Annotated in this window: 27 protein-coding genes and 1 pseudogene; 10 read left to right on the top strand and 18 right to left on the bottom strand. The window is 38.8% G+C overall.

The window, feature by feature from the left end; translation table 11 throughout:
* Nucleotides 1-60 precede the first annotated feature (60 nt).
* Nucleotides 61-1137, top strand: a complete 1077-nt coding sequence (locus FJ709_RS03145) for an ABC transporter substrate-binding protein (protein ID WP_226413368.1) — start codon at nucleotides 61-63, stop codon at nucleotides 1135-1137.
* Between the two features lie 254 nt (nucleotides 1138-1391).
* Here FJ709_RS03145 and FJ709_RS03140 read toward each other — a convergent pair whose 3' ends face one another.
* Together FJ709_RS03140 and FJ709_RS03135 are read right to left on the bottom strand one after the other, a co-directional pair.
* A complete protein-coding gene (locus tag FJ709_RS03140; RefSeq protein ID WP_226413366.1) occupies nucleotides 1392-2231 on the bottom strand; it encodes a DUF4339 domain-containing protein in 840 nt (279 codons plus the stop codon).
* 23 nt (nucleotides 2232-2254) lie between these two features.
* Nucleotides 2255-2686 carry a DUF4339 domain-containing protein gene (locus tag FJ709_RS03135; protein ID WP_226413364.1) on the bottom strand — a complete coding sequence of 144 codons (432 nt, stop codon included), beginning with the start codon at nucleotides 2684-2686 and terminating at the stop codon, nucleotides 2255-2257.
* A gap of 705 nt (nucleotides 2687-3391) precedes the next feature.
* On the opposite strand from FJ709_RS03135, the gene FJ709_RS03130 reads away from it, so the two are divergent.
* Together FJ709_RS03130 and FJ709_RS03125 are read left to right on the top strand one after the other, a co-directional pair.
* Nucleotides 3392-4021, top strand: a complete 630-nt coding sequence (locus tag FJ709_RS03130) for a helix-turn-helix domain-containing protein (RefSeq protein ID WP_226413362.1) — start codon at nucleotides 3392-3394, stop codon at nucleotides 4019-4021.
* A 77-nt stretch (nucleotides 4022-4098) separates the two neighbouring features.
* The gene (locus FJ709_RS03125; protein ID WP_226413360.1) at nucleotides 4099-5541 is read left to right on the top strand and encodes an OmpA family protein; all 1443 of its coding nucleotides are present in this window, start codon (nucleotides 4099-4101) and stop codon (nucleotides 5539-5541) included.
* A gap of 161 nt (nucleotides 5542-5702) precedes the next feature.
* On the opposite strand, the gene FJ709_RS03120 is transcribed toward FJ709_RS03125, so the two are convergent.
* The 9 genes and pseudogenes from FJ709_RS03120 to FJ709_RS03085 form a co-directional block, all read right to left on the bottom strand.
* Nucleotides 5703-6290 carry a hypothetical protein gene (locus tag FJ709_RS03120; protein ID WP_226413358.1) on the bottom strand — a complete coding sequence of 196 codons (588 nt, stop codon included), beginning with the start codon at nucleotides 6288-6290 and terminating at the stop codon, nucleotides 5703-5705.
* A gap of 147 nt (nucleotides 6291-6437) precedes the next feature.
* On the bottom strand, nucleotides 6438-7658 hold the full coding sequence (locus FJ709_RS03115) for a hypothetical protein (RefSeq protein WP_226413356.1): 1221 nt from the start codon (nucleotides 7656-7658) through the stop codon (nucleotides 6438-6440).
* A 19-nt stretch (nucleotides 7659-7677) separates the two neighbouring features.
* Nucleotides 7678-10029, bottom strand: a complete 2352-nt coding sequence (locus FJ709_RS03110; protein ID WP_226413354.1) for a bifunctional diguanylate cyclase/phosphodiesterase — start codon at nucleotides 10027-10029, stop codon at nucleotides 7678-7680.
* 2 nt (nucleotides 10030-10031) lie between these two features.
* On the bottom strand, nucleotides 10032-10712 hold the full coding sequence (locus tag FJ709_RS03105) for a cupredoxin domain-containing protein (RefSeq protein WP_226413352.1): 681 nt from the start codon (nucleotides 10710-10712) through the stop codon (nucleotides 10032-10034).
* Between the two features lie 550 nt (nucleotides 10713-11262).
* Nucleotides 11263-11337, bottom strand: a pseudogene (locus tag FJ709_RS19655) (transposase); the annotation flags it as partial.
* Nucleotides 11338-11453: 116 nt separating this feature from the next.
* Complete coding sequence (locus FJ709_RS03100; protein ID WP_059746163.1) at nucleotides 11454-11924, bottom strand: hypothetical protein; 471 nt, start codon at nucleotides 11922-11924, stop codon at nucleotides 11454-11456.
* Nucleotides 11925-11926: 2 nt separating this feature from the next.
* Nucleotides 11927-12721 carry a hypothetical protein gene (locus FJ709_RS03095; protein ID WP_226413351.1) on the bottom strand — a complete coding sequence of 265 codons (795 nt, stop codon included), beginning with the start codon at nucleotides 12719-12721 and terminating at the stop codon, nucleotides 11927-11929.
* 266 nt (nucleotides 12722-12987) lie between these two features.
* Complete coding sequence (locus tag FJ709_RS03090) at nucleotides 12988-13359, bottom strand: hypothetical protein (RefSeq protein WP_226413350.1); 372 nt, start codon at nucleotides 13357-13359, stop codon at nucleotides 12988-12990.
* 139 nt (nucleotides 13360-13498) lie between these two features.
* On the bottom strand, nucleotides 13499-13852 hold the full coding sequence (locus tag FJ709_RS03085) for a hypothetical protein (RefSeq protein ID WP_226413349.1): 354 nt from the start codon (nucleotides 13850-13852) through the stop codon (nucleotides 13499-13501).
* A gap of 574 nt (nucleotides 13853-14426) precedes the next feature.
* Between FJ709_RS03085 and FJ709_RS03080 the strand changes: the two genes are divergently transcribed.
* From FJ709_RS03080 to FJ709_RS03070, 3 genes are all read left to right on the top strand, one after another.
* Entirely contained in the window at nucleotides 14427-16034 is a 1608-nt protein-coding gene (locus FJ709_RS03080; protein ID WP_226413348.1) for an ATP-binding protein, read from the top strand.
* A gap of 29 nt (nucleotides 16035-16063) precedes the next feature.
* Nucleotides 16064-16771, top strand: coding sequence for a response regulator (locus FJ709_RS03075; RefSeq protein WP_261300023.1), 708 nt, complete (start codon nucleotides 16064-16066; stop codon nucleotides 16769-16771).
* 311 nt (nucleotides 16772-17082) lie between these two features.
* Complete coding sequence (locus tag FJ709_RS03070) at nucleotides 17083-17754, top strand: hypothetical protein (protein WP_226413344.1); 672 nt, start codon at nucleotides 17083-17085, stop codon at nucleotides 17752-17754.
* Nucleotides 17755-17844: 90 nt separating this feature from the next.
* Here the strand turns inward: FJ709_RS03070 and pyrC are convergent, their stop codons facing one another.
* The 4 genes from pyrC to FJ709_RS03050 form a co-directional block, all read right to left on the bottom strand.
* Nucleotides 17845-18876 (bottom strand): dihydroorotase, encoded by a 1032-nt coding sequence (gene pyrC, locus FJ709_RS03065; protein WP_226413342.1) that lies wholly within the window; start codon nucleotides 18874-18876, stop codon nucleotides 17845-17847.
* Nucleotides 18877-19164: 288 nt separating this feature from the next.
* Complete coding sequence (locus FJ709_RS03060) at nucleotides 19165-19938, bottom strand: TIGR04219 family outer membrane beta-barrel protein (RefSeq protein ID WP_226413340.1); 774 nt, start codon at nucleotides 19936-19938, stop codon at nucleotides 19165-19167.
* A gap of 2 nt (nucleotides 19939-19940) precedes the next feature.
* A complete protein-coding gene (locus tag FJ709_RS03055) occupies nucleotides 19941-20912 on the bottom strand; it encodes a DUF2333 family protein (protein WP_226413338.1) in 972 nt (323 codons plus the stop codon).
* Between the two features lie 12 nt (nucleotides 20913-20924).
* On the bottom strand, nucleotides 20925-21413 hold the full coding sequence (locus FJ709_RS03050) for a copper chaperone PCu(A)C (protein ID WP_226413336.1): 489 nt from the start codon (nucleotides 21411-21413) through the stop codon (nucleotides 20925-20927).
* Nucleotides 21414-21448: 35 nt separating this feature from the next.
* On the opposite strand from FJ709_RS03050, the gene FJ709_RS03045 reads away from it, so the two are divergent.
* The gene (locus FJ709_RS03045; RefSeq protein WP_226413334.1) at nucleotides 21449-22183 is read left to right on the top strand and encodes an enoyl-CoA hydratase-related protein; all 735 of its coding nucleotides are present in this window, start codon (nucleotides 21449-21451) and stop codon (nucleotides 22181-22183) included.
* A gap of 157 nt (nucleotides 22184-22340) precedes the next feature.
* Here FJ709_RS03045 and FJ709_RS03040 read toward each other — a convergent pair whose 3' ends face one another.
* The 3 genes from FJ709_RS03040 to dusA all read right to left on the bottom strand — a co-directional run bounded on the left by FJ709_RS03040 (nucleotide 22341) and on the right by dusA (nucleotide 24510).
* Nucleotides 22341-22541, bottom strand: a complete 201-nt coding sequence (locus tag FJ709_RS03040; RefSeq protein WP_226413332.1) for a PspC domain-containing protein — start codon at nucleotides 22539-22541, stop codon at nucleotides 22341-22343.
* Nucleotides 22542-22725: 184 nt separating this feature from the next.
* Nucleotides 22726-23037, bottom strand: a complete 312-nt coding sequence (locus FJ709_RS03035) for a hypothetical protein (RefSeq protein ID WP_226413330.1) — start codon at nucleotides 23035-23037, stop codon at nucleotides 22726-22728.
* Nucleotides 23038-23481: 444 nt separating this feature from the next.
* Nucleotides 23482-24510, bottom strand: coding sequence for a tRNA dihydrouridine(20/20a) synthase DusA (dusA, locus tag FJ709_RS03030; protein WP_226413328.1), 1029 nt, complete (start codon nucleotides 24508-24510; stop codon nucleotides 23482-23484).
* A gap of 99 nt (nucleotides 24511-24609) precedes the next feature.
* Between dusA and FJ709_RS03025 the strand changes: the two genes are divergently transcribed.
* The 3 genes from FJ709_RS03025 to FJ709_RS03015 all read left to right on the top strand — a co-directional run bounded on the left by FJ709_RS03025 (nucleotide 24610) and on the right by FJ709_RS03015 (nucleotide 26820).
* On the top strand, nucleotides 24610-25665 hold the full coding sequence (locus FJ709_RS03025; RefSeq protein WP_226413326.1) for a site-specific integrase: 1056 nt from the start codon (nucleotides 24610-24612) through the stop codon (nucleotides 25663-25665).
* Nucleotides 25666-25976: 311 nt separating this feature from the next.
* Nucleotides 25977-26540, top strand: a complete 564-nt coding sequence (locus tag FJ709_RS03020; protein ID WP_226413324.1) for a hypothetical protein — start codon at nucleotides 25977-25979, stop codon at nucleotides 26538-26540.
* Nucleotides 26541-26556: 16 nt separating this feature from the next.
* On the top strand, nucleotides 26557-26820 hold the full coding sequence (locus FJ709_RS03015) for a hypothetical protein (protein ID WP_226413322.1): 264 nt from the start codon (nucleotides 26557-26559) through the stop codon (nucleotides 26818-26820).
* Nucleotides 26821-26824: the final 4 nt, after the last annotated feature.

Raw genomic sequence — 26824 nt, 5'->3', positions numbered from 1 at the left:
TACTAGCACTTATTAACATTCGCTACTCTCAAAACACGAAGCTAGATAAGGACACACATTATGCAAGTAGGTAAATACTTAAAAGTACACATCCTGTTGATGGTAGGTCTGTTGATGTCGACAAATACCCTAGCTGTAACTCTGAACGTACTAGAATGGGAGGGCTACATAAGTCCGTTTAAAGAGGATTTTAAGGCCTATGCCAAAACAAAAGGAATGGAGGTGGAGTTAAATATTATGGACCCCTACATCACAGACCCTGAGCTTATTTTTAACAAGATGCGAGCCAGTGCTGCTGATGTTACTACCCCTACCCACAATTACTACAAGATGAATCAAGACAGGTTACTTCAGGTTCTTCAGCCGATAGATTTCAGTAGACTGACCAACTATTCTAAAGTACTTGGTTCATTAAGGACTAGCCAATACGATGAATTTAAAGGCGAAAAATATTCAGTACCTTTGTTAGGAGGCTCATATGGCCTGGCTTACAATGCGGCGAAGCGGGATGAACCTAAATCCTGGGAAGTCCTATGGCAACCAGAAAACAAAGGTAAATTCGCCATCACAGGTGATCAATTTGAAGCCAATATTTATACCACTCTATTGGTATTAGGTTATCCACCTGAATCTTTTTATGACATAGACGCCACAACATTAGACAAGTCTAAAGTACAAGCAAAATTAGATAGCCTAGTACAAAATGCAGACTCATTTTGGGGCGGGATGGCTGATGTAGAACGCATGAAAGATCTAGAGCTGGTTACAACCTATTGGTTTGGCGTTGCTGCAGCCAATCAAAGCGGACAGAATTGGAAATTGGCTACCCCAAAAGAAGGCCAAACTGTGTGGTTAGATACCTTAGCCATAGGTAAACACCTCAATGGCGAAAAACTAGATGCCGCCTATCTATTATTAGACTTTATGATCAGCGAGCCAGTGCAAAAGCGCATATTAGAAATGTACGGTTCTATCATAGTTAACGGTGAAACGGCCAAGTTACTTGACCCTCAGTTGGTTAAGGATGCCAGAGTAGGTGATGAAACATTTTTTTCAGAGCAGTATTTATGGCGTCCACTGAGCTCAAGAACACGTAATACCTATAAGCAAATGTGGAACAAAGCCAAGGCAAATTAACTAAAGAATCAAACCATAAAAAATAGCTCATCAATATAATTGATCGTTATATTTATTTTATTCTTTAATAATTAAAAGCTTAGTTATTAACAAATGAGCTATGTTAATGACTAAGTTATAGTATCAAACCGTGTCAGTAACTCAATGCTACAATTCTTTTTGTAAAAGTTAATATGAGTTAAGCAAAATTAAGATTGCCGATAATTTATTTTACGGCAATCTTAACACTCATAATAACGGCAGCATTGCTCAAGTTAATAGATTGTGCGGGGCGCGTTCAGCATGTTCCAATAATGGGGAGCAGCTTGCTTTTCATCTTTAACGACTTCATCTTTAGCTTCAGAATTATCGTCGGTGATAGCGCTTTTTACGAGTGGAGTATCAGTTGTTTTGATGCTGATTTCAGCTAAGGGATTCAATTTTTTTGAATCACCTTTGAACACTGATTTAAGCATATTAGTTACGCCAGATTTCTTAGGCGATTGAGCAACCGGATCTAAACTTGTTGTCGCATTAAGTGGTTGTGTAATCACATCAACAACATCACTTTGAGAATCTGCAACGATTTTGTCGGATATTGAAAGACTTGCCAACGTTTCAGCTTTTCTTTGTGCCACACGTTGATCAAATTCTAAAACAACTTCATTAATTTCACTTTTTGCAATAGCTAAAGCTGCCACTAATTCATCAAATATCCGATTAAAATTATTATAGTTTTGCGCATAAGGAGTAATATTCCCCTTCATATCGTCGCTTAAGTTATTGGTTAAGCGTTTGTAAATATTGATTTCTTGCTCAAGTTCGTACAAATAAGTTTTAGTAAACTTGATATTGTCGTCCATCGATACAATGTCTAACTCGAGTTTGTTCTTTTTACTAACAAAATCATCAACTAGTGATTGAGGTATTTGTGCTGGAGGTGTAATAGCAGAGACATATTCGTCAAACTCAGCAATCATACCAACTGGCTTCCACTGAGTAAAATGTGGGTTCCATCCGTAACAGTTTGCATCATTTTTAACAAATGCTATTGCTTCAGTCGTTGTTAAAGGGCCTGTAACATCGCCTTTTTTTGAAAAAAACCACGTATTCATATTTATTATTCTTTTATTAGTTATTAAGTATGTGAACTAGAGACGCCAGCCAGGGCTTTCTGCAAGGCTTCATACTGCTCATTAACCGCTCTAATAGTCGCCTTAACCTGCTCATTTAAGTTTTGGGTCTTATTCTTACAGCTAATCGTGTCGCGATCTAAATCACTCATTGAAACACCAATAACTTGCAAAGTAGTTTCAATCCGACCCAAAGCTGTATTAAGTTCTTTCTCTTTTACTAAAAAACTCTCAATAAGATCAAGCGGAATTTCAATCGGAGATGGTGGCGGTGTTATTGTCATTTCAAAATCGGCAATATCGCTCACTGGCATCCAATAAGCATAGGAAGGATGCCATGCATAAGTGTTTGGATTGGTTTTTACATACTTGATTGATTCAGCTAAGCCTAATGGTCCATTAAGTTCGCCATTATTTGAGAAGTACCATTCTTTCATCGTTCCACTCTTATCCTTAAATGGTTTTTGGATGATAATTGTTTAATAAAATCATATTATGGTGGTGATTTTATACGACGAACATATGAAAAATATATGCCGATAAAGGAAGGTATGTATACAACACCGATACAACCTTGCGATAATATATCATGTTGCTTAATTCGACTACTTTTGAGCGGATATTTAACCAATTCACTCATTCAAACCAAGATCGCCAACAAAAACGCAACCACCCCGCAACATGAAGGTGCCAGATATACAACAATTCGCTGCTCAATGATTAGCAAAAACTGACCCCAATTCATAACAATAAACCGCAAAAAATGGGGTTATTTTATACGCCCAACTGCATAGTCTTACTTCACCTTATAATTCACTTCCTGACCAACTAAATACCAGCCGAGCCCGCCAGGGCAAGCATTATTGGAAAACAAAAATAAGCCATGATAATACACCTATGCTTGAGGAATTGTTAAAGGCTGGCTTTAAGGTTAAGGTTAAGGTTAAGGTTAAGGTTAAGGTTAAAATTGAGTACTCATGCGGTGGCTCTGTCATTTTTATTTACATCGACTTGAATATTCAAAGCAAAAACTCAATAATTTTTGGGTTTAAAACACTATTTAACTCGCTTAAAAATATGTTACCCTTACAAAAGATTTCTTTTGCAATGACTGCAAATTATATTTTTACAAGGATTGTTCAATGTCTTTACAGAATATTATTACAATTGATTTACCGCTACAGCAAACCAATCAATTTTTTCATATTTCAAATTTACTGGCATTAAATTTAATTCAGTCTCACTCAGATGATGTTAAAAATACATTAAACACCCTTGAGCCTAACCCTAAAGATATGCATATAATCGTGCATTATTTCGAGTCCCCATTAACATCACTTCAACAAATAGACAGCGACTTACTCAATACACACCTACATATCGCAATCTGCCCTAAATTAACGACAGAACTGGAAGTCACCTTTATCTCATCGGGATTTCATTGCAACATGCAAGCTGATGATTCTGTTGTAGATAAAATAAATTCTATTAAACAAGTACAAGCGAAAGAGATAAGTTTTAGCCATAAAGCTATTTCACGTTATGTATTACAAAAAAAGCGCTTACCTTCGTTCACTAATCGCACCAAAATTTTGGCGCTGACAACCAAAAAAGAGCAACAAATACTAGGGTTTATTTGGGATGGACATTCAAATGAAGAAATCGCTCACAGGCTAGGCATTTCGATAAACACGGTCAAAATGCATGTGCAGAATATATATAAAAAAACCAAAATTAAAAGTCGTGGTCAATTATTTGCATTGGCTGGATAAAGATATAAAAACTTGAACTACATATTTTTATCTAACCCGACAATTATCTCTCACTTTAATCGTCTACAGGGGACAAAATGTCTATAAAGTTACTATTCATATTTGCATTAATCGCTATTTCACCATCAATCGCGGCAGCGACACAAAATGACACCTTATTTAGTCCCCCCAAAGAAGTGAGCAAAACTAAAACGGAAACCAGAAACTTCATCGCCTATGACATTATCACCCAAATTAGCAAGGCTAACATTGATAGCAAAGTGGTACAGGGGCAACTGAGCAGAATTAATTATCAATTACCCGTTTCATTGTCACCAGAAAACCTCATTAATAACTATAAACAACAAATTAACGCACTCAATGGGCAAGTTATTTTTGAATGTCATACACCTAGCTGTTTTGATCAGGATGATTTGGCACGATTCATTTCGCCGTTAGATACCACTCCAAAAGATGAACCGTCATTGATAACCGCTAAGATACAATTGGCTCAAAAACAGCTTTATGTTTCTGTGTATGCCATGAACTGGAAGCGCGCGGCTCACGTTCAATTAGACATTATTGAAGTGATTGAAGAGCCTTTAGACCTACTTAACATTAATCAAGCTTACCTAGGCACGGATATTATTCAGAAAACGTTTGCCGACTTAAGCCATAAAGACCAAAAAAATACTAAAGACCATCCTATGCTAACCCGTATTCCTGGTGCATATATTGATGAATATCAACAGGTGGAATTTGGTGAAACATCGCTGGTGACAGGCATTCTAAAGAATCAACATCAAGTTAAAACCTACCAAGGTAGAATCACCGACATTGGTTACACCCTACCACGTGGTTATTCTGAATTTGAGGTTGATGCAAACTATCAAAATGCATTAAAACAACTCGGCTTTATAGAGCAATTTAGTTGCTTATCTAAAGTATGTGGTAAAACAAGCCAGCTTTATCACCATATGAAATTATTAAAATCAAATGGCATGGATGACAGCCAGCTCTACCGTTTATATCAATTGCAAAGACCCCAGGGTAATGTTCAGGTCATGACGTTTGTGATTGGATATAACAACGGTTTATCAGCTGAAATCCGCATTATTGAACAAACAGACCTTAACGACAAAAGGGTCGCAATTGATTTGGAAGGGTTAACCAATAAGCTTGCAGAAACCGGTCATGTGGCGCTAGAAGGACTTATCTTCAAATTTGATAGTGATGAACTAGAAGCTGAAACCATAGATGTGATTAAAGTGGTTGCCCAATATCTACAAAGTCATCCAAAACAACAGTTCTATGTTATTGGTCATACAGATGACCAAGGCAGCCAGGCATACAATTACACTTTATCAGAAAAACGCGCCGCGGCGGTTAAAAGCATTTTGCAGCAACAATTTTCTATCCCTGTATCACAGCTAGAAGCCAAAGGTATTGGAGAATATGCCCCAGTTGCAAATAACCTAAATGAAGCCGGAAGACATAAAAATCGTCGAGTTGAACTCGTCTTACGTTCAGATGTCAAATAACCTCAGTGCGGGATAATAAGCTGAATTCACACTCTTACGGCTAACATCTAAATCTAACATCCATAAACTAAACCGACTTAAGCAGTCCCAATAAATAGACATAAATATATGTTTATTTATTGGGCTTTTATCATCGCTTAATGACTTGATATTGAAATAGACTAATTATTTTGCTCAGCCCTTTGGCGTTCTACATCCGCTTTAGTTAGCCCCATAGCATCTGTCATGTAGCACACTTTTACTAACTGAAACATTTGTACTAATGCACTAACCCTTCCTGCATGCATTTGTATGTTTAGCAGCGCCATAGTCGCGCCCACCTCATCATCACCTACCGATAAAGCGGTTTGACTTAATGCTGAATTGGCCTCGGTAAGCTCAGCAATCATACGTTGGTATTCGTTAACATTTTCAGGCGCGTAACAGGTAGATGTTTCTGGCAGTTGGCTTAAAAAAACCTGATACTCTTCAACAAACTTATTGGCCTCGACCAGAGTCTGCTCACCGAGCTGCTGCAACTGCTGTACTTTACCGCTTTTAAACACACCTACAGCACTAGTGCGCGCTTGCGCCAGTTCATTAAACTCTTCCATTAGTGCTAACTGTTTATTGGTTATTACTTGGCTGCGTTCTGTTATCGGTAACGTTTTAGCATCAAACGATTTAATAGCCGCTTGGTTTCCTGCCGATGATGCAAAACTGATTGTGGCGAGTGCAGCCACCATGAGAGTGTTTCTTGCAAATTCCATTTATATTAATCCTTTAATTCCTAAATTCTGATAGCAACTGTGTCAGTTACTACGTATAAAATTATGTATCTCGAGTATGCGATATAAAAACCTTTACTCTCAATTAAATAATTAATAAAAACTCAATCAAGTATATTTTTAAATACCTCAAAAAAAATACCGCGTTGCCAGCTGAACCTGTTGTTCCTGCAAGTCTACTGACTCACCTAAATAAACACGTGCTGATCGGGTTGTATCCAGATAATTATACTCAAGATGCAAAAACCAGGGCCGCTCGATTTGATATTGATACCCTAGCGTAATGCTATGCCCTTGTTCGTTATTATCATCATAAGGGGTGCTATCTTTGTCGGTAACACTGAAGTCTTCAAACCGTGCAGTTAATCGGTGCCTTTGCCACTTTTTACTGAATAAACTATAAAATGATGCAAAATCATTATCGACAACTGGCTCACCAAGTGTTGATGTCATCAAGGTGCTACCTGTCATAAATTGACTTATAAAATCAATATTATAGGGTAAACGCCATTTAGTACCTATGTGACTAAAACGAGTATGCCAAACATACTGACCTTTTTTGACAATAAGGGTATTGGCATTATTATCGTAATACCCCACCTGAGCTTGACCCTGTTCAAGCCATGTCCATTTAGCGACTACATGGCCGCCGACTTGGTTATCCAGTTCGATAAAGGGATTAGATTCTGGTGCTTGTGCCGCGAGTTTGCCCCCTTCGGCCATAGCAGGAATAGCGGTAATAGGTAAACGTTGCTGATGAAGTGATTGCCTAGAGCTTTGAGTCCAACCATGCCACGCAAGCATGGCACCTGTTGTGTCATTTGAACTAATTAACTCACTGGTCAGTGAAAAATCATGCTTTGATTGTCGATACTTCCCTAATGTTTCAACGGTAAAGCTTGCACCTAAATGCCTGACTTCTTCGCCTATCCAACTGTTCATGGTTGAATAACTTAAGGTATAGGGTGATGACCATGCTGTGGCAATATTTTCCATTGAAATTTGTGGATATATTAAGCCAAATGCGGCGCTCAATCTAATCCCATGTTCATTCGGAATATCACGATACTGCAATCTAGACTCGGTAAAGCCAATATTATTTTCCAGCCCGTCTGCATATGCATTTACAACAATATGACTCGACCAATTTTCACTCCATTGGCTGTTAAGGCTACCGCCTAGCTGGCCTAATGATAGAGTTTCATTTGGACTAAACCGAAACTTACCCAGGCCACCATCAACATAAGACTGGATTGTGTCGCCATAGCTTAAGCGCACATCAACAATGCCAGATATGTCATGTTCTATCTCGTTTGCCTTGCCGGCTATGGGTAATAAAAGGCAAAGCATGATGGTGGCTAAGAATCTGTTAATGATCGGATGTCTCCTTTTGATACGGTGACGCCATAAGCCATTGATTAAATTGTTCTGCTGGTAAAGGCCGAGAAAGATAAAAACCTTGGCCCATTTCACATTTTAGCTCAGTCAGCCAATCGAGTGTCAGTTTGTCTTCTATTCCTTCGGCAACGACAGTTAAACCTAAACTATGTGCCAATTGCAGTGTCGAGCGCACAATAATTTGATCTGATTCATCTTGCATGAGTTTTAACACAAATGATTTATCTATTTTAAGCTCATCCACAGGCAACTGCTTTAATTGCGCTAAAGACGAGTAACCGGTGCCATAATCATCAATAGATAACTTTAAGCCATTTTCACGCAGCATATTCAACTGTTTCACCGCTTGTTCAGGGTCTGACACTACCGCATCTTCGGTTATTTCTAGCGTCATAGCTGATACGGGCACATTATTTTTTGCCAATACATTAATCACCCAATGACAAAACTGCTCGTCTTTTAAATTTTCAGCTGAAATATTCACTGCTATACATATTTCAATGTCCATTTGCTGCCAACGCAAATATTGCGCAATCGCTTCATTTATAACCCAGCGAGTGAGTGAATTCATTTGCATGGTTTTTTCAGCAATAGGAATAAACGTATCCGGTGGGATAAGTCCTTTTTGGGGATGCATCCAACGCACAAGCGCTTCTACATGAGTCACTTTTTGACTGGCTAAATGTAACTTTGGTTGATAAAAAAGCACCAGTTCATTTTGCTCAATGGCTAACTTTAACTCATTAATAAGCTGAAATCGTTCGAGGGTGTTCTTATCAATATTGGCATCATAAATTTGATAATCAAGCTTGTTCTTTTTCGCATATTGCAGTGCAGTATCGGCATGACGTAATAATGTGACTAAGCTGGCATCTTGCTTATAAAAGCTCACCCCCGCAGTAAATTGTAGGCTCAATATCACATCTTGGAATTGATACGGTTGACCAATTTGTTGTTGAAGTTGATTTAAAAACATCTCAAATGAATGTTGCTCACATGACTCAAAAGCCAATACAAACTCATCGCCTGATAGCCTGCACACTAGTGCTTTTGGACTCATTACACACAATCGCCTAGCCACTTCTTTAATAACATCATCACCCACTGCATGGCCTAACGTGACATTCACATCAGTTAAACGCCTAATATTAATTAAGCAAATTGCCATGGTAGAGTGGCTCATAAACCAGGTGGCACTGACCCGTTTTAGTTCATTTAAATTGGGTAAATTAGTCAGTGGATCATGAAACGCTTGATGGGCAATTTCCCCTTCACGCTTTAAAATTGCTTGCTGCATCACGGTAAACTCACTAGCAAGTTGAGTCAGTTCTACACTGGAATCTACCGTCACCTGTGAGTCATAATTCCCTTTCGCAATAAACTTGGCTTGTTCAATCAGCTGCTTAATGGGGCGAGTAATACTGCCCGAAATAACAAATGCCAATAAAAGTGAAAATGGCACCATGAGTAGCAATAAGCCAATTTGTTGTAACCATTGCGATTGCAAAGCCGCGAGTAGATCGGAACGCGATTTATACATATAAGCGTGCAATGAAGCACCTTGCACATCGCCTAAAGACTGCTGCCACAATATGTAATCGCTGTTACGTTGATCTTTTTCAATAAATTGCGCTAATACCGATTGTTCTGTCAATGTTAATGCCGAACCAGAATGACCAATGTCTTTCATTTTACTGTCAGCATTCAGCATAAAGCCGCTGTCTAATCCGGTAAGTTGGCGTAATGAATTCGCCAATACATCATCGATAATAAAGCCAAAACCGACCCAACCAATAACGCTACTACCACCACTAGTCAGCACAGAAAACTTGATTTGATATAGCTTACCATCTAGTAGATAAAATGGGCTCAGTTGCTGAAATTCTGAATCGAGTTGATATCTAAAATCCTTACCTTGCTCAGATCCTAATTCAACTTGCTCTTTACCTAGGTCATTTTTTTTAGCCACTAACTGACCAATCACTTTACCTTCGCCAGACACCGCAATGGCTAACGAGGCGTCGATACGTTTACGATGATTATTTAATGCCACCAGAAAACTGCGGTTGTCTCCATCGATAAAGATTTCTTTAAGCCCAAAATCCTTCGCGGCCGTTTCTGCAAACGCCGCTAGATAGTTATTTCGGTTATTAAACTGCGATTCAAATACTAACCCCGCAACAGCTAATTGATTAGATACATGTTGATCTTCAAGCTGCTGGTTTGACTGATAAGTTAACCAAAAAGACATTAACTGCACAGCAAGCAGTAACAGTACAAAAAAGGCGAAAATTCGGGTTTGAAGGCGGTTTAAAAAACGCAATGTTAGTATCCTTCTAAAAATTCAAATTCATCTAGACTACGTTGTTCTGGAATATCATCAAAATCAGCAACAACATTTATCGGCACAACTTGCGCTTGAGAGGCGACTAACTGCCTGGTTTCAGATATTTGATTATTCGGCATGTTAAGTTGTGGGTGCCAAACAATAACTTGATATTCATCATCTGCAATGTGGTCAAAACTCACTCGACCTTGCTTATCAGTTATCCCATAGAAAGGAGTATCTACCACCAACAAGTGCCCAGACATCCAATCATGAACATTACACCCCATTGACACATGACCGGTTTGTTCAAAATTGATAATTTGTTGCTGTTGTTCCGTGCGTAGTTTAAATGAAAATCGTTTAGGCCCAAGTGCAGAATATATGTGGTGAGTGATATCATCTTCATTCACAAACACAACATCTTTACCTTTTTGCACCACGGTAATATAAGGTGAGAACTGTTTATCAACTTGATGGACTTCAGCTTTTTTTTTGTTATCAACGCCTTCAGCGCTAACAGAATGCTTGGGTAATAAATACACCACCATGTTTTCGAGCCCTTTACCGTTTTGATCAAGCACATTAATCTCTTGCGCAAATACTGATACCGTAAACAAACCGGCTAAGGTGCAGCTCAATACAACATGTTTGACGACATTCGTTAACTTCAGAACCATTTTTAAACCCTTAATTGTGAGACATTTTCAATACATCAGTAACTGACCCCATTTATCCATATTTAATTTCAACCAACAGCATTTTTACTACGATTAATTATCATGATTAAGCAACTCATGGCTTGATAAAACAACATAATGCTTTTTCATTTAAATATCGATAGCGTTTACCGCAGAGAAGCTGAGTGCAATGAATAACCCAATAACACCTATAATATAGACTAAAAATCCCCCTCTATTATTAATAAATATCGACTGGTTCAGACTTAACGACCTCGGGAATATGTGTGGTAGTAATAAGTGTCACTTCCAATGTAAGTGAGCACACCATAGCATTGTCAGAAAAACAATAGTGGCACTTACTTTTCCATTACTATCAGCAGTTTAATATGAATTCTAGCATCCATAGCAACATAAACTTAGTCTATGATGGCAATAATTTAGGGTGAAAATGTTATTTAGAAACTATGGATAGCCATGCTGTTTTAGGGCAGTAAGTTCTTAAGCAATCAAACGAACAACAATCTTGGGTGGCCATGTTATTTCTATTACGCACCACACGCGAACAGCAGTGATAGTAAGGTGTATCTTCTAAGCTAACGATAGTTTGTCTTGGTCTGGCAATCTTCAAATACCATTTAGGAAGGGTAAATAAAGCGTAAGTTATTGCTTGATATTTAGCCAGTAATCATGGGTGGCCATGTTATTATCATCCAAGGTTCATTCATATTGTAAATACCATTAAGATACGTCCGATAGTAAGGGAACCATACAAAACTGTGAGAGTTGCTGGCCAGTTTTCTTTATGTGTGACAGGTTGCCATAGTCAAACTTCAGCGGCTCAATTTGACTATCCAATACAATACATAACTCATAGCCTTTTGAATCACCAAGGCGTCGACGGATTTGAAATGCACTAATATTTTGTATTGGGATCAGCTGTTGACTCAGAGGATAAAGAGAGCTGACGTGGTTGGTGATTAATTGTTTATCTAGATCAAACTCAACATAACTACGGAAAAAGAGAAAGTGCCAACTGAGCAAAGCGACAAGTGACCAAATAAAAACTTCATCGTTTGACCAGCGTTCAAAACCTGCAGTCGCAAACAGAACCAAAAAGGCCAATAGACCTGCAAAAATCCGTCGAGTGATAATATGCGTGTGAGTGTTGGCTATGACTGCTTTGCTTGCAGAAAGTTGTTTAAAAGGCATGTTTATAAACTCCCCACATATTTCATGATAAAGCCAAATACCATTAAAAATGGCAAAGGATAAAAAATCCGTATTACCAATTTAGGCTGCAAAAGTGGTTCGATAAATGGCGCACTGTTAATTGGAACTGCTGATTGATTTTTTTGGTTGTTATCCAGCGAGTGTCGTGCCTGTGACAGTGTTACTTCAGCACAAGGTTTGCTTTCGACTTGGGCTTGTTTGTTCGAAGTATTTGGTATTTTTTCACGACTAACACTGCCAGTTGCCGAGTCGAAAGTGAGTTGATGTATATGAGGAAAATCGCTAATTTGCTCTTTGGCTGTGAGCTTAAATAAATTTGCAAAAAACATCGCTAAAAGCTTGGTGTCTGCTAAGTCACCGATGGGATAGACAATATCATGCAATTTAAGCTCAAACTGACTTCTGTTATGACTATTATGGCGTAATAGCAACTCTGTCGATTGCAGCGGTGCCAGATGTGACTTTTTGCCGTGGTAGCCTAAGATGGTTAATTGTACAAAGCGTTGCTGGGTCTGATTATCCAGTATCAAATGATGCTTAAGAAAGACAAGCAGCAATAGAGGAGGACACAGTAAACACGTGACAACCTGATAGAAAGTTTGTTCTGCTCCGCTCAGTGTTAGCGCCATTAATACAGAAGCAGATAATGGCAATAAACCTAATATTGCGAAGCCGCGAAAAATATAATGATATTTGGTAGGCAAGCGTACCTTATCTGGCAAACCCGCAGGCTTTATAAATCGTTGCGCTTGTTTGGGTAGCTGCGAATACTCCATGTACGACGTCCTTGTATTACGGTTAGCTTATTGGTTACGCATTTAGTTGTTGTTAATTATCACTGTTTTTCAAAGCACTATTGAAGTCAAGTAATATCCCTTGAAGAAAAACAATCTTATTCCTTAAGAGCATGGGGCACTCTTTTGATATAATAAAACCAAGGGCATTGATGATAATGCACCTTGGTAAGCTCGTTTATGGTAAGAGGATCTATTCTTGTTGTAAATGGAGCTGTCACTCATTGCTAACAACAATTATTTATTGATTAGGGCAGTGAAGATAAAAACCAGCCATCAGCGGTTCTCATGTATTTACATCTAACATAAGATGTTAATGAGTCACTTTCAATGTAGAGATTTATTTTTGCTAACTCAATTGCAGCAAATCTTTCCTGCTTTGCTTTTGGTGCATCTTCGTAGCTAACCCCTGTAATCTTTACTGTGTGAGGCTCACCTTTACCAAACCTACGCTTATGCGCACGTTCTAATATTTTTGCTAATCGTTTTTCTTCGCCCTTTGTTGACTCTGGTGGCATTTCTGCCATAAAAGCTGACAAATTTTGGCTCTTAATAAAATCAAGCGTGCCTAAGCAGCGTTGGCCTAATTCATTATCAAGGCTTTTATCACTGTTTGCCAAAGCATTATGGGAGCCAAGTAATATGGCGAGAAGAAAAACAATCTTATTCCTTAAGAGCATGGGACATCCTTTTTAATATAATAAAACCAAGGGCATCGACGGTGATGCACCTAGGTTAGTTTGTTAATAATACGAGGGTCTACTCTTGTTGTAAATAAAGCAGTGGTTCACTGTTTTGAAAGATTTTTTGAGTGGTGTTACCGATTACAACGGTAAAGGTCTTCACACTGTCTTTGAGTAAATCTCTACCTTCTAATGCATCGCCATTTACTGACACTACATTCCCAGCAAATTCGATATAATAGGTTCCAATTTCATCTTCAGCACGTATACCAACTAATTTGAACGTATGAGTACCTGCTGCGAGAGGCACAGATATTGGGCCGACTTTTCTTTGAGGACTTGAACCGTCTGTAATAACTTTATCATCGACGACTAATTTAAAGATATCGTCGTTAAAATTACCGTTATCCCCAAACGTAATATCAAGCAATAATTTTGGGTGGCCATGTTATTATGGTGATAACCTTTTCCAAGCTTATTAATCAACTAGATCATAAATAGAAATCAAGCCATCTACTGAAGAAGATGGCTTTTAATTACTCCATATAATAAAGACATCCTGCATTACTTAGGTCTGCGAACAATATAAACCAGTTTAGTTAACCCGTTTAATCATCAGTAGATTATAGATATTTTCCGTATATATTGGGCCTTCGCCGAACTTCCCATCAATATTAAAAAGAATAATTGAAAGTAAAATATAAACTACATTTTTCAATAGAAAAAAATACAACATTTGTAACCTACTAATAAATATGATTTAACAAGGTCAAATTAGTAGACAGGCTTAAAGTCCCAAGCTATCTTAGCTAAAGTAAAGCCAAGGTAACAATGTATTTATGCAGCGTTAAAAGGATGGCGCGCACATTATTGCGTGTTAAATGAAGCGCATATCAATCAGGAAGATGAATCGATTCAGAAAATATCTGCAACGCTCCTTCCTTATCAAATTACCTATACAAAACAATCAGTTATAGATATCTATTTTCGATCACAGGTTACTCATGAAAAAATCATTATTATCTTTAGCCATGATTGTTATTTTTTCAGTGGTGGGCATTCAACTTTTCATCATTCCGCTGTTTGAAAGTCATATCAGACATCCAACAGAAAAATGGGCTTTAGAGTTTTTAACTTCAGGTTTTACCAACATACTTGCACAGCAATTACAGCCGTTACCCAAACAAGAAAGAGCGCTCTACTTACAAACCATACAGGCTAATTTTGGCGTTGAACTTTCTTTACAAGAATTCAAAAAAAATGACTTTTCCATCGAACAACAACAATGGCTTGAGCAGGATAAAGTGTTGGGGGATCCTTTAACTGATCTGGTATACCGAAAAATAGACAGTGAACAGATGTTAGTCGTGATTAATCCGAATACTGTACCTAAATATTTAATTAATGATGCACAGCGTTGGAGTATGGGCTCATTCTATCTTATTCATAAAAGGTTAGCAGGACAGCCAGAAAAGAACTGGCCATCCCTTATGGGTTCTATTAGCGATAATTTTGAACATCCCGTTTCACTGCAAACCATGAGTGAATTAAATTATAGCAAAGCACAAATGAGTGACTTAAATGAAGGACGTATTATTGCTATATCCACTGCCGACTCTGATTTCATTGGCTATCCAGCGGATATTGTTATTCAGCGTATTGCTAACAGTGACAAGGTCATTGTATTAGGACCATTCAGTCCCGAACTAAAAAGTAAAGTACAGTACATGTTAAGTATCTTTTATTTGATATTTAGCTTATCGCTGCTGGTGCCTATTGTTGTGTGGCTAATACCTGCGTGGCGCTCTATGCTCAGTCTTGATAAAGTTGCGATATTACTCGGCCAAGGTAAATTCGACACTCGTGCCAAACTGATCCGCTTTAGTCATTTGAATCATTTATCAAAAACATTTAATCATATGGCGGAGAAAATACAGCGTTTAATTTCTTCACATAAAAACCTTATTAATGCGGTTTCCCATGAGCTGCGTACGCCTATTGCACGGATTGAATTTAATCTCGAGCTACTCAGAAACAGCACTAAAAATGACTATCAACTGAAGCAATTAGACCGTATTGAGTTTTCATTAAATGAGTTAAATTCATTGGTTTCAGAAATGCTTGCACATGCACGATTTGATAGAGAAATGCCCGTACTGACATTTGAGTCTGTTGAACTTAAGCACTGGTTGAAACAAGAGCTCATCACCTGGCAAGAAGCTAATCCAAACATGACAATTATTTTACTTGAAAAGGGTAACTGTAATGCCATGATTGACCGGTATTATATGAGCCGCGCTATCTGCAATTTAATTAGGAATGCAATAGCATACGGACAAAATCAAATCCAAATAAGCTACCAAAAGTCGCGTGTTGGGTGGATGCTATTCATCGAAGATGATGGCACTGGTATCCCCTTGGCTTCAAGAGATAAAGTGTTTGAGCCATTTTATCGCGAAGATGAAAGCCGTAATCTACAAAAGGGTGGCACAGGATTAGGTCTGGCAATTGTAAAGCAAATTTTAAATTGGCATGGAGGAACCGCTAGCGTTAGCACTTCCGCTTTAGGAGGTGCACGCTTTGTCCTCGATTGGCCAGAAAAAACATCATGACTCATTGCGAGTTGAATATGGAACAAGTGATGAAGACAAAAATTTTAGTGGTAGAAGATGACTTACCCTTAGCGGAATCTATTCAGGAATACCTCACATATGAAGGTTATCAGGTAGAGATCGTCTCTAACGGAGTGCAAGCCGTATCACACATACTGGAATGGCAACCTGCACTAGTTATGCTCGATATCATGCTACCAGGAAAAGATGGTTTGACCGTATGCCGTGAGGTTAGGCCAAAATATAACGGCTATATTTTAATGTTTACTGCCAGAGAAGAAGAAATAGATCAAATTGTAGGGCTTGAAATCGGCGCAGATGATTATTTACTAAAACCCGTCAAGCCTCGTTTATTATTGGCTAAAATAAAAGCCTTTCTAAGGCGGGAGTTATCAACTGAAGCACCCAATGAGCATCAGCAGCCCAATGTGTGTATGAATTTCGGGCAACTAACGATTGATACCCAAAAGCGAAGTGTCATCTTAAGTGATGAGCCTATCCCACTCACAGATGGTGAATATGATCTGTTAGTCACTTTAGCTAGACATGCAGACAATATATTGTCCCGCAATGACCTAGTAGAACAAGTAAAAGGTCATTACTACGATGGTATTGAGCGTGGCGTCGATAATCATATCAGCCAACTTAGAAAAAAACTGGGGGATAACGCCCGTAATCCATTTAAAATTAAAACGATTCGCACAAAAGGTTATTTGTTTGTTTCTAGCGGCTGGTGAAATTAAGCCTGCCATCATAGTAAACACCATCATTCAAAAAATCTAAACTATTAATATAAAACAAATACGACTTTATAAATTGAAATTAAAATTGCCCTCCCCTCTGAACCTAAAGACAATTCGTGACAATATCTGACAGCAGCTGACAACCGCTGAGAGTTGTTCTTGTCGGCGTGTGTTAGCATTTTGTTTATAAATTTAGCCCGTCTGCAATGCCGTGCTTAATGACTAAATAGTCAAAAGTATTAAAACGCAAAGCAATGACTAACTGAATTTTAACCACAACAATATTGAGACACTATGGAGATTCTATGAACAGAGGTAATAAAGGGATTATTGTTGCATTAATAGTAAGTGTTTCCGCAGTACTGAGTGGCTGCAGTGGAAACTCTGATGAGTTGGATGAAAAATTAACTCATACTGTAAAGATGTCTTTCATAAATTCACTGGCTTATATGGCTGATTTTCATGTTAGTAAAAGAAATATAAGCACAGGATATACTGGCCTATTTGATAGCAAGAATATCGCTTCAAGCGATGTTAAAGCCAATGATATAAGTAGTGTCTACAACTATAGTTACGATGCCATTAATAATATGGTTAATTTAGGCGTTAAAGACAGTATCAATGCTAATCAAGAAAAACGTATAACGACCAATTTAAGTAATGGTAATCATCTTTGGGTCATCGCATGGGAATCGTCAGGTAGCAGCACATTGTCAGCGATAAACAAAAAGCAACACAATACTCCTGATGTATTCAACGTACGTTTATTTGCAAATGGTAATTACGATGTCTCTGTTGACGACACAGCCATATTGACTACGGAAAAAGGTATTGTGACTGATTATCTAGCAGTTAGTAACTGCGCTAACAGTTTGAAAGTGGCAGGTAATACCATTGATTTATGTACGGGTAACATTAGCAGTTCTTACTTACTCGTAGTAGATGGTAATGGTAAACGAGTTATGACAGAAGAATGATTTTTATATTTAAAAAAAACAACTTACTCATTTGCAGGCGGCTTTAAAAGCTGCCTACAAATGAGGTGGCAATATTTTTAGTACATCATATTATTTCACTTTCCAATTCACTTGTTGGCCGGCAAAAAACGGCACAATAGGGTTACCGTTAGGCAAAATAATTTCTTCTGGCACGGTCCAGGTTTCTTTTACCAAGGTTACGGTGCCAGTATTACGCGGTAAGCCATAAAAATCAGCACCGTGTAAGCTAGCAAAGCCTTCTAACTTATCTAATGCGCCTAAGTTATCAAATACTTGGGCATATAACTCTAATGCGCTCCAGGCGCTGTAACAGCCAGCACAACCACAAGCCGATTCTTTACGGTGCTTTTCATGCGGCGCGGAGTCTGTCCCTAAGAAAAACTTACTTGAGCCCGTTGCCACAGCAGCTTGCAACGCTTGCTGATGTATATTGCGTTTTAAGACCGGTAAGCAAAAGTTATGCGGACGAACACCACCGACTAATAAATCGTTACGGTTTAATAATAAATGCTGTGGGGTAATGGTGGCTGCGACATTAGATGAAGCAGCAGCAACAAACTCAGCGGCTTCTTTGGTGGTGATATGTTCAAACACCACTTTAAGTTGTGGCAAGGTTTCGACAATACGAGCAAGGTAGCGATCAATAAAGACTTTCTCGCGATCAAAAATATCAATGTGTGATTCAGTCACTTCACCATGAATAAGCAACAACATTCCTTGCTCAGCCATCACTTCAAAAATTGGAAACAATGCATCTAATGCTTTCACCGCGGCATCAGAGTTCGTTGTGGCACCTGCTGGATATAATTTTGCGGCCACAACACCAACGGCTTTTGCATCAATGATGTCTTGCGCTGTAGTGCTGTTGGTTAAAAATAAAGTCATTAGGGGCTCAAAGCTGCTTCCCTGAGGACGTGCAGCAAGGATACGCTCACGGTAATCAACGGCCATCTGGGCTGTAGTGACTGGTGGCATAAGGTTTGGCATGACAATCGCACGTTGGAATAGGCGTGCTGTGGCTGGCACGGTTTCTTGTAAAATGTCGCCATCACGAAAATGTAAATGCCAGTCATCAGGGGTTGTGAGAGTAATTTGCGTCATAATGAGTCCTAGGTTGTGCCACCCCATTTACGTCAAGCCATAAAAGCGGGCTAATTAAATGAGCGTGAAAGATGCGAGCCAAATTTTGCCGCTATTGTGCCTGAAAACCGCTTTGCTTAATAGATGCGGAATTTGAACGCTGACTTTGCAATTACAAATAGTTAACCTTATTTGATGCTAAAAAAAGCCGGACATCGTTAAACGACATCCGGCTTACTCAATATGTTATGCAAATAGCCTATTTAAAAGTGACCAATACTTATCGTGCAGTAATGTGGCCACTGCGGACTAAAATGCTAGCTCAACACCCGCAAATACACCGGTAAATTGCATATCCTGGCTACTACCAGAAAAACCATTTACATCAAAACTGAAATCACGGTACCCAACACGCAAAAGCGTATCTAAGGCAATGCTATCAAACTGCCACCCCAAACCTGCACTGTAATCGTGTACACCTGTTTCATTAAGACCTATCATGATGTCAGCAAAAGCAAAAAGCCCTAACCCTGGTACACCAACGTGTGCATTGCCGTACCCCATAACAACGCCACTGTCGATATCGCGTTGTGTGGCTATGGGTGTTAACTCTTCACCAGCGAAACCGTCAACACGAAGTGAACCGTTCATTTTTTTATAAGCGGCCCCTAAGTCTAGAGACACAATATCGTTATCTAAAATCTCATAATACAAGACAAAATCAGTGTTACTCAGATCGTTATAAACCTGTGATGCACCATCAAAGTTTATTCCGTTATAATAAAAACCACTGCTATTTTTTGAAGCTGAGCCTTCTAGACGATTTTCACGAATTTTAAGATTTGGCACGATTGGAATTGGATGTTCAATCGCTAACCACACACTGCCCTGGGTTTCTGAATCATAGTCGTAGGTTTGGGCTGGACCTGTTGCATTACCAACATTACTGTCGGCATTAAACGTACCTGCTGCGTCAGTTTGCCATAAATCGCCACCGACTTTAAAGCCGACTACGGTTGCTGCTTGTGCAGAAAAAACACTTAACAAACCGAAAATGGCTGTTGCTACAAGAGTCTTGTTCATTGTTATCCCTGAGAAAGTAAATTAGTTAAATCAATTACCGCTGCATTGGCACGCGATATATAGTTTGCCATCACTAATGAATGGTTAGCGACCAAACCAAAGCCATTACCATTTAACACCATCGGGCTCCACACAGTTAGCTGAGTGGCTTCCAACTCGCGAATTATTTGACGTAAGCTGACTTCGGCATTTTTCTTTTCTAATACATCGGCAAAATCAACTTCAATAGCGCGCATAAAGTTTAATAATGCCCATGCCGAACCGCGGCTTTCATAAAACACATCATCAATTTTCCACCAGCTGGTTTTAATCTCTGCACTCATTGCTGAAGGAGTCGATTGACGAGCTGCGGTATCACCGGCTAAATCGGTATTCAATCTATCTTGACCAACACTCGCTGATAAGCGCTGAGAAATACTGCCTAAACGCTTTTGTACTTCTTTAAGCCATTCGTTTAAGTTATCTGCTCGGGCATAAAATTGCGCGTTAGTATTGCCTGAATCACTTATTCTGGCTTGGTATAGCTTAAGTAATTTAATCGCATCACGGTATTCACTTTCAGCACTGGGTACCAACCAACTCGTGTGCTCAATATTTAGTTTGGAATGTGCTGATGATAAATCCGTATCGGCGGTAGACTGGGATTGCGAGCGACTAAACTCTTTACGCATAACCAATGCTAAGTCACGTGACTGTTCCAGTGCACCAAACTCAAATGCCGGCATATTATCCATAAATATCGACGGCGGCATCATATCGTTGGCTAACCAGCCACCAGGTTTATCCAGTAAGGTTTCCATTGTGGCAATCAAGGAGTTTGTTGTCGCATATCCTGTAATCAACTTTCCTTGATCTGTTTGCATAGAAACGGGTTCAATAGGGTCTGGCTCTATACTCCACCAAACGCTAACAAAATAGCCTATTAAACCGACTAAAGCGCCGGCGGCAAAAACTTTATTCCTTGTAAATAGCATCAATATGACTCCTTAATGATGGTGATGATGTTCGCTATTATCTTGATGTTCAGAACCAGCTTGTTTTAATACAGGCAATTCAACCTGCAATTGCTGTTCAGTATCAAATATCAATGTTAATACTACCTTATCATTTTCCGCTAATGGCTTATTCAAGCCTAATATCATAATGTGATCGCCAGACGGTTTTAAACTGAGCGCCCCATGAGAAGCAATAGCTAAGCCCTCGACTTGACGCATTTTGACCATGCCATTTTCTTCAATAATAGTGTGCAGTTGTGCTTCTTTGGCAATAGCTGTTTTTACTGCTACTAAATTAACCGCTTTATCACCATGGTTTTCTAATGTTAAATATGCGGCTGTATTTGGCACAGATGCTGGCATTGCGCGCACGTGCCCATCTACTAGAATCACATTTGCTGCTGCAGTAAATGATAAAGACGTTAGCGCTAAAAAATTAAACAGCTGTTTGAATATTGGTTTCAATGTCTTAAACTCCATGTAATCCCTGCTCGTGTTTACAAAGGAAACAACGAATGAGTCTTATAAAAATGCGTGATGAACAAGGTGTACGTATCATCAGCTTCAATCGCCCAGAAAAACGTAATGCATTTAATCTAGCAATGTATCAACAACTCACAGAATACCTTATCGAGGGCGATAGCAACAATGAGATTCGTGCCTTTCTGTTACATGGCGAAGGAAACTGCTTTACCGCTGGCAATGATATTGCTGATTTTTTGCAAAGTGGCGACCTCAATAGTGATCACCCAACCGTAAAATTTTTAATGTGCTTACTGGAATTAAAAAAACCGCTAGTAGCGGCAGTATCAGGCGCGGCGGTTGGCATTGGCACAACATTATTACTGCATTGTGATTTAGTGTATGCCGACAATAGCGCAAAATTTCAAATGCCTTTTGTAAGTCTAGCATTAGTGCCAGAAGCTGCATCAAGCCTATTATTACCATTAATCGTCGGTCAGCAAAAAGCTGCTGAACTTATTTTAATTGGCGATGCATTTAATGCGACAACCGCTGCTGAATTAAATATTATCAATCAAGTAATTGAAACAGATGTGATTGATTTTGCATTAACTAAGGCTAAAAAGTTGGCGAGTCAGCCGCCTGAGTCCTTACAAGCATCACGACAATTGTTGCGATATAACCAGCAACAGGTGAAACAACAAATGCAGCTTGAATTAACTCACTTTGGACAACGATTAAAAAGTGATGAAGCTAAGAAAATGTTTCAAGCATTTCTAAATAGATAATCATAACAAGAGGGATAAAGCTGTAAAATATGGCTTATTTGAAACCGTCATTTTATAGATGCACTCTCTAATTCAGTGGTTATGATGCCTCAATAACCGGTCGCTCTGTTGCTTGTTCGGCAGAGCTTTTTAAAAGAAGCACTGAACTAGAGAGTCTTTAATAGTGAGTTGATTTTTTATCCACCATTATAGCTAACACAATATAGGCTAATAGACACACTATTGGATTAGCAAACAATACCAATACACTCACGACTCTTGTCCACATAACCGACCAACCAAATTGTTTTGCCAGGTAATGACACACTCCACAAATAATCTTTGATTTATCAGCTAGTTTTGCAATTATTCTATCCATAATACTCCTTAACATCTTAATGATTCTAGCCAAACGGCATTAACTAACAGCCACTTAAACTAAGCTTGATTTTGCAACTTGGTCAGCAAGTGAGCGATAACTGCACAACAAATAAAACTCACAAAGGGCAGTAACACTATGGCTAATAAGGGCATAACCAAGCCTAGTTGCTCAGCAAACATCATTACTTCTTATTCGCAACAGTAGTGACTGAGCGCTCCGTTACTTCACTCGCGATGGCTTTATCTTCTGGATAAAAACTGCTGTTAAATATTTGTTCAGCTATTTGAGTTTTTAATGACAACACAAACTCTTGCTTGGCTGATAAAATTAAATCTTGGCTAGCTTTTGAAATATTTTGCTCTAGCATTGTGAAGGTATCTTGAACCATAAGGTCATCTGCTTGCGCAGTAAAACTACTTACTGATATAACTAATGCGACTGCTGTTGCACCAACGATACGACTTAAACGACTTGTTGAATTTGAAATAAACATGATGTCTTCCTTTTCTGTTTAGTTTACAGTGAAATCTGTTTTTCGCTGCTGACAGACTTAGTATTACAAACACCGTGCCAACTTTTTAAAAAGATACTAATCGACTGAAAAATAAAGGGTAAATAAATATAAAAGTTAATATCCCGTCTATTTCAAACTATGCTTGAGAATAAAAAACAAACAATTAGTAAAATTAACCACATGGTTGGTCAATTTTACTAAGTCACTTCAATTTGGGTTTCGTAATAGGATGAATAAGCTGAAATATGTAAGATACACATTTGGCTTATTACCTATGAAGATTGTGATATTTCTGGCTAGCAAGTTGCTTCAGCGCGTGACTGCAACTCGGTGTAATATCGTTATTTGAGCTGACGTTAATAGAATTTTTAGCAACAAAAAAGCGCTCTTATGAGCGCTTAATTAAGGGGCTACTTATTACTTTTACTGTTCAACTTCAGGGGCATTTTCATCCATCAAGGCTATCGCCCCTCGCACCACTTCAATTCCAGCGCCCGCTATATGAGCATTTTCACTTAAATAACGGCGCCAGCTTCTTGAGCCAGGCAACCCTTGGAACAAACCAATCATGTGGCGAGTAATATGATTTAATCGTCCACCTTGCTGAATATGACGCTCAATATACGGCAACATTAACTCAACCACTTCTTCACGACTTAATTGCGCCGCATTACTGTTAAAAAGCTGTTGTTCAACTTGGGCTAAGATATACGGGTTTTGATACGCCTCACGGCCAACCATCACGCCATCAACATGCTGAAGATGTATTTTAGCTTGTTCCAAACTGGTAATGCCGCCATTAATACTGATATTAAGTGCAGGGAAATCACGCTTCAATTGATACACACGAGCATAATCCAGTGGTGGGATCTCACGATTCTCTTTTGGGCTTAAACCTTGTAGCCAAGCTTTTCGTGCATGAATCGTAAAATCGGTACAGCCTTTCGCACTGACAGTTTCAACAAATCGCGTTAAAAACTCATAACTGTCTTGATCATCAATGCCAATACGGGTTTTAACGGTAACAGGAATATCCGCTACTTGCTTCATAGCATCAACACATTCAGCGACTAATTCAGGTTCGCCCATTAAGCAGGCACCAAAACGGCCGTTTTGAACACGATCAGACGGGCAACCTACATTGATGTTCACCTCATCATAACCGCGCTCAGCAGCAAGCTTGGCACAATGAGCCAGGTCTTTGGGGTTTGAACCACCCAATTGCAACGCCAGCGGATGCTCTTCTTCGTTGTAAGCTAAGTAGTCACCTTTACCGTATATAATGGCACCCGTAGTAACCATCTCTGTGTACAACAAAGTATTAGCAGACATTAAGCGAGCAAAATAACGATAGTGGCGATCTGTCCAATCTAACATAGGCGCTATGCTGAACGTCCTATCTAGCGTAACCCTTGGTGCATATGGCTTTGCATCAGTATTCTGTAAATTCATACTTCTCACATTTTGAGTTATTTTAATACATTTTTGCACATTTTAAAGTGGTCGGGTATCCTGTGAGGTATCCAAATAAATAGGACTGGGTACCCCAAAATGGCTTTTTATGTAATAGACCCGAGAACTCGTGCTGATGGCACTATTCGATACAAGTGCTCTGTCAGAGTGAAAAAAAAAGGCAAGATAGTTTACAGTGATCACCGTACTTTTACAAAGCAAGCGCAAGCGGAAGCCTGGGGAAAAAAAGAAACCTTTAATCTCGAGTCGAATGGCATACCTGATCCTTTAAAATCAGTTTTGTTGCATGAGCTGATTGGTAAGTATATTGAAGACCCCAACGTGCAGATTGGACGCACCAAACTTTATGTGCTGAATATGTTGGCCGATAGCGACATTGGTAAAATGAACGCGTTCGATATTAAGTCGCATCATATTGTTGAACACTGTAAAAATAGAATCAACTCAGGGACTGGGCCGTCTACGGTGTCGCACGATGTTAGCTATTTGAAGTGGTGCTTAAAAATGGCTAAGGCGAGTTATGGTTACGCGCTGTCAGAGTTACCGATAATTGAAGCGTATGATTTGCTGCACAGCCAAAACTTGATTGGCAAATCAGCAAGACGTTCTAGGCGTCCAACTGAAAACGAAATAGATAAGCTAAAGGTGGGTTTGCAGGAACGCTCAAACCAGAGGATGGCGCACATTCCATATGTAGACCTACTGGACTTCTCTATTTTAAGCTGTATGCGGATTGGCGAGGTTTGTCGAATTACGTGGGATGATGTTGATGAACAGCAAAAAGCAGTAACCGTTAGAAATCGTAAAGACCCGCGTAAAAAAGCAGGTAATCACATGCTAGTGCCGTTATTAGGTGGGGCGTGGGAAATACTACAAAAGCAACCACGCAATGATGCGCGGGTATTCCCGTATAACGAAAGGTCTGTTGCTGCAGGTTTTCAGCGGGTTAGAAATGAATTGGGTATAGAGGATTTACGTTATCATGACTTACGGCGTGAAGGGGCTAGCCGGCTATTTGAAAAAGGTTACACCATCGATGAAGTAGCGCAAGTAACTGGGCATAGGAACATTAATACTCTTTGGCAGGTTTATACCGAGCTATACCCCAAGCGTTTGCATGATAAGGATGTTTAAAAATAAGGCCATATAGGATATAAAAGGGATGTTTTCAGTAATCAAAAATAAATTAATGAAAAATCTTTTTACTACTTACTGCATCGACTAATAATTAATTTGGCTATTTTAATATTTTTGACATGTTATAGTTGAAGTGTACCTAACATGAAAATCTATGTATTTATTGATTAAAACGAAGAAAATATAGACACCTTGAGAATTGTTTAAGTAATCTAGATAATGTATAGTGCGGGTCCTCAGATAGGGTATATTTTAATACTACAGCCTTCCTGAAGACAATTCAGATTAATAGCGAACTATTCTCACATATGACTCAGCAAATTTATAAAGGATTTCACACTTGTAAAAATAAAGGTGGCTACGAACATGTAGTAAGTAATATCCCTTTTAGAAGTGGGCATGGAGAGAATCAATGGTTAACTGAAGGCTTCTACTTCTGGACGGATTCACCATACTGGGCTAAAGAATGGCTTAGTAAACAACCAAGAGTTATCGGAGAGTTTAAGATAGAACTCTGCAGAAGCACAGAGCTTCTAGACTTAGTCGGTAACGTAGAACACCAGCTAGAATTCGTTAAATTAAAAAATACATTGTTAGAAAGTATTGAGCTAGCTGAAAGAAAAAAAATTACCGTACATCAAGTAATTAGCTATTTTCGCCGAAGAGAGAACATGTTCCCTTACTCTGCAATTAAAGCAGAAGATGGAAAAAAACTTGAAACTATGAGATTTATAGATTCAAAGTTTCAAAGAAGCGAAAAAATAGACCTAGTAACTCGTCAACAGATGTGCGTTTTTGAAAAAGCCAGAGATCGTATACAGCTCGTCGGTTTTGAAGAACCAACAGAGTTTCAAGTACGATTCACTAGTTAATTTAAGGGGGCTAAACATGCTTAGTTTTGAAGAACGTCTAGAGTTGCTTGAAAAAGAACTTGCGACTACAGCACCTGAAGCTTTACTACAAGAACTTAATTCGTATAAAGCTAAAGGCCCACTCGCTTATCGGTACCTTGAAGAATTTGAATTCAACATCAAATGCAAGCCTTTGGTTATTGTTCTCCAACCTGTAAAAATTAAGGTTAGTAACGGTATTTCGATTAATATCGAATTCCATAATGATGCTTACACTGAAAGCCTAGCTATGGCAGCATAAACGT

Origin of the sequence: Shewanella glacialimarina, assembly GCF_020511155.1 — a bacterium.
GTDB classification, from domain to species: domain Bacteria; phylum Pseudomonadota; class Gammaproteobacteria; order Enterobacterales; family Shewanellaceae; genus Shewanella; species Shewanella glacialimarina.
This window is presented reverse-complemented; position numbering and strand designations above follow the sequence as displayed.

Coding starts and splice junctions, on each gene's coding strand:
- FJ709_RS03035 (WP_226413330.1), bottom strand. CDS start 23,037: ATGTTTATTTCAAATTCAACAAGTCGTTTAAGTCGTATCGTTGGTGCA.
- FJ709_RS03125 (WP_226413360.1), top strand. CDS start 4,099: ATGTCTATAAAGTTACTATTCATATTTGCATTAATCGCTATTTCACCA.
- FJ709_RS03015 (WP_226413322.1), top strand. CDS start 26,557: ATGCTTAGTTTTGAAGAACGTCTAGAGTTGCTTGAAAAAGAACTTGCG.
- FJ709_RS03060 (WP_226413340.1), bottom strand. CDS start 19,938: ATGAACAAGACTCTTGTAGCAACAGCCATTTTCGGTTTGTTAAGTGTT.
- FJ709_RS03050 (WP_226413336.1), bottom strand. CDS start 21,413: ATGGAGTTTAAGACATTGAAACCAATATTCAAACAGCTGTTTAATTTT.
- FJ709_RS03095 (WP_226413351.1), bottom strand. CDS start 12,721: ATGGAGTATTCGCAGCTACCCAAACAAGCGCAACGATTTATAAAGCCT.
- FJ709_RS03070 (WP_226413344.1), top strand. CDS start 17,083: ATGAACAGAGGTAATAAAGGGATTATTGTTGCATTAATAGTAAGTGTT.
- FJ709_RS03130 (WP_226413362.1), top strand. CDS start 3,392: ATGTCTTTACAGAATATTATTACAATTGATTTACCGCTACAGCAAACC.
- FJ709_RS03020 (WP_226413324.1), top strand. CDS start 25,977: ATGACTCAGCAAATTTATAAAGGATTTCACACTTGTAAAAATAAAGGT.
- FJ709_RS03140 (WP_226413366.1), bottom strand. CDS start 2,231: ATGAATACGTGGTTTTTTTCAAAAAAAGGCGATGTTACAGGCCCTTTA.
- FJ709_RS03025 (WP_226413326.1), top strand. CDS start 24,610: ATGGCTTTTTATGTAATAGACCCGAGAACTCGTGCTGATGGCACTATT.
- FJ709_RS03075 (WP_261300023.1), top strand. CDS start 16,064: ATGAAGACAAAAATTTTAGTGGTAGAAGATGACTTACCCTTAGCGGAA.
- FJ709_RS03145 (WP_226413368.1), top strand. CDS start 61: ATGCAAGTAGGTAAATACTTAAAAGTACACATCCTGTTGATGGTAGGT.
- FJ709_RS03045 (WP_226413334.1), top strand. CDS start 21,449: ATGAGTCTTATAAAAATGCGTGATGAACAAGGTGTACGTATCATCAGC.
- FJ709_RS03120 (WP_226413358.1), bottom strand. CDS start 6,290: ATGGAATTTGCAAGAAACACTCTCATGGTGGCTGCACTCGCCACAATC.
- FJ709_RS03105 (WP_226413352.1), bottom strand. CDS start 10,712: ATGGTTCTGAAGTTAACGAATGTCGTCAAACATGTTGTATTGAGCTGC.
- FJ709_RS03100 (WP_059746163.1), bottom strand. CDS start 11,924: ATGCCTTTTAAACAACTTTCTGCAAGCAAAGCAGTCATAGCCAACACT.
- FJ709_RS03135 (WP_226413364.1), bottom strand. CDS start 2,686: ATGAAAGAATGGTACTTCTCAAATAATGGCGAACTTAATGGACCATTA.
- dusA (WP_226413328.1), bottom strand. CDS start 24,510: ATGAATTTACAGAATACTGATGCAAAGCCATATGCACCAAGGGTTACG.
- FJ709_RS03055 (WP_226413338.1), bottom strand. CDS start 20,912: ATGCTATTTACAAGGAATAAAGTTTTTGCCGCCGGCGCTTTAGTCGGT.
- FJ709_RS03040 (WP_226413332.1), bottom strand. CDS start 22,541: ATGGATAGAATAATTGCAAAACTAGCTGATAAATCAAAGATTATTTGT.
- pyrC (WP_226413342.1), bottom strand. CDS start 18,876: ATGACGCAAATTACTCTCACAACCCCTGATGACTGGCATTTACATTTT.
- FJ709_RS03080 (WP_226413348.1), top strand. CDS start 14,427: ATGAAAAAATCATTATTATCTTTAGCCATGATTGTTATTTTTTCAGTG.
- FJ709_RS03115 (WP_226413356.1), bottom strand. CDS start 7,658: ATGCTTTGCCTTTTATTACCCATAGCCGGCAAGGCAAACGAGATAGAA.